This is a genomic window from Candidatus Nanopelagicales bacterium (assembly GCA_037045355.1).
Taxonomy (GTDB): Bacteria; Actinomycetota; Actinomycetes; order S36-B12.
Genome location: JBAOHO010000023.1, coordinates 1 through 4,367 on the forward strand (window position 1 = coordinate 1; position 4,367 = coordinate 4,367).

The following is a 4,367-nucleotide window of genomic DNA, read 5'->3' on the forward strand; positions in this document are numbered from 1 at the left end:
GCTATCGGTCTGCAGGGAACGTTCAGCGTCTGGCGCGATGCCGCCGCCCTACGCTCGTTCGCCTACGAAAGCCCGGAACACGTCGCGGTGATCGAACAGACCAGGAGCACGGGCTGGTACTCCGAGGAACTGTTCGCCCGCTTCGCCGTCGTCGATGTCAGCGGGGACTCGCCGTGGTGACGGACATCTCGCCGCGCCAGCGGGCAGCCGCGGTGCCGTGGGTCTTCGCAGGTGCGGCCATTCTGGCCCAGATCACGTGGATCCTGGTGCCGGCCGGCGATCGTGAACTCGTCACAAGCCTGGTCGTGCTGCTGTTCGCGGCCGCGAGTCTGAGCCACGCCTGGCAGCAGTTCGGCACCGGATGGGCACTGCGCTTCGCGGTGATCTCCGCCGGTTTCGGTCTGCTGATCGAACTACTGGGACACACCACCGACATCCCGTTCGGGCCCTACGACTACACCGAACTCCTGCGACCACAGATCCTCGGCGTGCCTGTGATCGTTCCGCTGGCGTGGACGATGATGGCCTACCCGTGTCTTGTGCTGGCGCGCAGCCTCACTCAGCGCTGGGTGGTTCCCCTGGCCGCGGTGGGCCTGACGACGTGGGACTTCTTCCTCGACCCGCAGATGGTCGGCGAGGGCTACTGGGTCTGGGAACGGACCCAACCCGCGCTGCCGGGGATCCCCGGCATCCCACTGCAGAACTACGCCGGATGGCTACTCGGCAGCCTGCTTCTGATGTGGGTGCTCGACCGGCTGCCACGGCAGGAGTGTGCCCTCGGTGTGCCGCTGCTGCTGTACGGCTGGATGTGGATCGGCGGGATCATCGCCAATGCCGTGTTCCTCGATAGGCCCAGCGTGGCCATCGTCGGCGGGCTGGGTATGGCTGTTCTCGGGCTGCCCGCTCTACTGTCCTGGTGGCGACGGTGACCGGGGTGCGATGGCTGGTCGCAGGATGCGCAGTGGGCGCCGCGGCCGCGACGGCCCTCAGCCTGGTCAACCTGCGTCACCTGCGCCGGCCGTTGAGCAGCGCGGACGCGGCCATCAGCGTGCTGGTGCCGGCGCGTGACGAGGCGGAGCGCATTACACCGACGCTGGCGAGCCTGCAAGGCCTCGAAGGCGTGACTGAGGTCATCGTCCTCGACGACAACTCACAGGATGCAACCGCCGCCATGGTCGAAGCGGCCGGACTGCGTGTCATCCGCGGGACCGATGAGCCCCCATCGGGATGGCTGGGAAAGCCATGGGCCTGTCAGCGACTGGCCGACGCTGCCACCGGGGATGTACTCGTCTTCGTCGACGCCGACGTCGTCCTGCGCTCCGATGCCGCCGTGCGCACGGCCGGACTGCTCACCGACCTCGATCTGGTGTGCCCCTATCCCCACCAGATGGTCAGCGGCGTCCTGCAGAACCTCGTACAACCGCTCCTGCAGTGGTCCTGGCTCAGCTTCCTGCCACTGCGCCTGGCGGAGAACACCCCCCATCCGATGCTCTCCGCGGGCAACGGACAGGTGCTTGCGGTGCGCCGAGATGCGTACTACGCCGCCGGGGGCCATGCCGCGGTCAGGGATCAGGTGCTCGAAGATCTGGCGCTGGTCCGACAGTTCAAGCGGACGGGGCACCGCGCGGGGATGGCAGACGGTACGCAGGTGGCCCAGTGCCGGATGTACGTCGATGACCGCGATCTGATCGCCGGCTACACGAAGTCCTTGCACGACGCCTTCGGTCCGGGCACGGTCGGCACACTCGCCGCTCTGTACCTCCTCCCGCCTGCGGCGGCACTGTTCGCCCGTGACCGCCGCACCCGCGCAGTGGGGGTCGCGGGCTACCTCGTCGCCGTGGCCGGCCGGCTCGCGGTGGCGAGGCGCACACAACAGTCCCTGCCGGCATGTGCGGCACATCCACTGTCGATCACGGCGCTGCTGTGGTTGTATGCCCGGTCAGTCCGGGCTCACCGCCGCGGCACGATCACATGGCGGGGACGCTCGATATCGGGGTGATGCGGGGACGGCTCACACCCCGTCCGCAGGCCGGGCATGTCCGAACAACACCGGCTCGCCCGTCACGGCCGACCAGTACCGGGTGCCGTATTCCCAATGCCACCATTCCTGTGGGTGCTGGACGAAACCCACCTGGGACATGACCTTGGAGAGCAGACGACGCAGGTCACGTTCGAGCGCCGGGCCGTCGGGCTCGAGCGCCGTCGCAGCCGCCTCCGGCACGAAGGCATCGAACCTCGTGCCCAAGGAGAGCGGTTCGTTGTCGAACGTGAGCGTGAGATCGACCGTGCCTCCGCTGGCGTGTGGCGGGCACCGACGGGGATCGGGATCCGGGTACGCCACGAAACCCGGTGCGAGGCTCGTGTCCTGATAGACCCGGTCGTGCAACGCAGCCTGCAAGCGGGGGTCGCGCCAGGCATCCCAGACCGCGAGACCGAACCCAGTGGGCAGCGCGTCGGTGGCAGCGGTCAGCCGATCCCAGGCCGCGGGGCGCAGCCATGCACCCGGGACAGCAAAGGGCCACCCTTCATGGAAGTAGGCCCCCAGAACCCGAATCCTCGGATCAGCGATCGGCCACCAGATCCTCGTCGGTGTCAACGGGAGCGTCGGGGAGATCCTCGTAGTCGATCCCAGGTTCCGACGCGCGTCAGGCCGACGCACCACTCGCCCGGCGCGACTCCGGCCTCCGCCGGCAGGCCGACTGGCCCAGTCGTAGGTGGGGAGTTCATCGGATCGCGAAGCCACGAGGACATCAAACCGTTGTGGTGGTCCGTCGTGCTCGGCGGGATGCCGCATCGGGCGGGAAACCTGGCTCGATAACCTTCAGACGTGGCGAGGGTGGCGGTGGTCGGCGCGGGTATGGGTGGCCTCGCAGTGGCCGCCAGATTGGCCGCCAAGGGTCACCGAGTCACCGTGCTACGAGCAGTGGCATCGGGCCCGGCGGCAAGAACGCAGGATTCGAGCGCGACGGCTTCCGCTTCGACCTCGGTCCCAGCACGCTCACGCTGCCTGCGGTCTACCGCGACCTGTTCCTGAAGACCGGTCGCAGCCTCGAGGATTCGGTGGATCTGCGCGAGGTGGACCCCGCCTTCGGATACCACTTCGCGGACGGATCGAGCGTCACGCTGCCCGGAGCCGGAGTCGGCGCCTGCGCCAGTGCGCTTCAGGACGGCATCGGCGGCGATGCCAGCCACGAGTGGCGTGCGCTGCTGCGGCGCGCTGGGGACATCTGGTCCTTGACCCGCTCGGACGTGCTCGGCCGCCCACTCGACGGTTACCGGGACCTGCTCCCCCTGGCCAAGTCGACACGCAGCCTGCGCACGGTCGCCCCCTGGCAGACGTTGCGCGGCCTCGGACGGGCCACACTGCAGGATCCGCGGGCCCGGATGATCCTGGATCGCTACGCGACCTACACGGGGTCGGACCCGCGCAAAGCTCCCGCAGCGCTGGTGACGATCCCCTTCGTCGAACAGACCTTCGGGGTCTGGCACATCGGGGGCGGGCTGCACGGGCTGTCCTCCGCGCTGCACCGGCGCTGCGAGGACCTCGGCGTGGTGTTCGAGTTCAACACGACCGTCGAGCGGATCGAGACCGACCACTCAGGCGTCACCGGGGTTGTGACGTCCACCGGTGCACACCCGGCCGACATCGTCGTCGCTGACGCGGATGCCCGAACCGTGTACGGCCGACTCGTCGACGATCCACGCACGAAGACAGCCCGGCAACGTCTTTCCCGCATGCAGCCCTCTTTCTCCGGCTTCGTGTTGCTGCTGGCCGTGGACGGCCACACAGACGGCATCCAGCACCACAACGTCTGGTTCCCGCAGAACTACGACGCCGAGTTCGACGGGCTGTTCGCCTCAGATCCCGTACCTCTCCCCGATCCGGCGATATACGCATGCGTGCCCGATGACCCGTCGATGCGCCCGGAAGGCACCGAGTCCTGGTTCGTGCTGATCAACGCCCCGGCCCACGACCCCACGCGCCTGGATTGGGACACCCACCGCGAGGACTACGCGGATCACATCCTCGAGGTCCTGGCCGCACGTGGCGTCGATCTGCGGAGCCGCTTGCGGTGGCGGGAGATCCGTACGCCAGCAGACCTGGAGCGCACGACAGCCTCCCCGGGAGGCAGCATCTACGGCATGTCCAGCAACGGCCGACTGTCGACGATCCTGCGCCCGTCGAACCGTACCGCCGTGCCCGGGCTCTACCTGGTCGGCGGATCGGCGCATCCCGGTGGTGGCCTGCCACTGGTGGGGATGGGAGCGGAGATCGTGGCCGAGGAGATCGGCCGAGCATGATCCGGTAACGAGTGCCGACGATCTCCTCGCACTCGGCGCAAGGTCACCCTCTGAGACGGCTGTGA

At 68.3% G+C, this 4,367-nt stretch carries 5 protein-coding genes; 4 read left to right on the top strand and 1 reads right to left on the bottom strand.

Going from position 1 to position 4,367, the window contains the following annotated elements:
- The 3 genes from V9E98_12585 to V9E98_12595 all read left to right on the top strand — a co-directional run.
- Nucleotides 1-180: hypothetical protein (locus V9E98_12585; protein ID MEI2717802.1), on the top strand; the 180-nt coding region annotated here is incomplete at its 5' end.
- Nucleotides 174-929 (top strand): carotenoid biosynthesis protein, encoded by a 756-nt coding sequence (locus tag V9E98_12590; protein ID MEI2717803.1) that lies wholly within the window; start codon nt 174-176, stop codon nt 927-929. The genes V9E98_12585 and V9E98_12590, both read left to right, overlap by 7 nt.
- Nucleotides 917-1,999, top strand: a complete 1,083-nt coding sequence (locus V9E98_12595; GenBank protein ID MEI2717804.1) for a glycosyltransferase family A protein — start codon at nt 917-919, stop codon at nt 1,997-1,999. The genes V9E98_12590 and V9E98_12595 overlap by 13 nt, the downstream gene beginning before the upstream one ends.
- Nucleotides 2,000-2,011: 12 nt before the next feature.
- On the opposite strand, the gene V9E98_12600 is transcribed toward V9E98_12595, so the two are convergent.
- A complete protein-coding gene (locus V9E98_12600) occupies nt 2,012-2,596 on the bottom strand; it encodes a M15 family metallopeptidase (protein ID MEI2717805.1) in 585 nt (194 codons plus the stop codon).
- 167 nt (nt 2,597-2,763) lie between these two features.
- On the opposite strand from V9E98_12600, the gene crtI reads away from it, so the two are divergent.
- Nucleotides 2,764-4,302 (top strand): phytoene desaturase family protein, encoded by a 1,539-nt coding sequence (gene crtI, locus V9E98_12605; protein MEI2717806.1) that lies wholly within the window; start codon nt 2,764-2,766, stop codon nt 4,300-4,302.
- Nucleotides 4,303-4,367 lie beyond the last annotated feature (65 nt).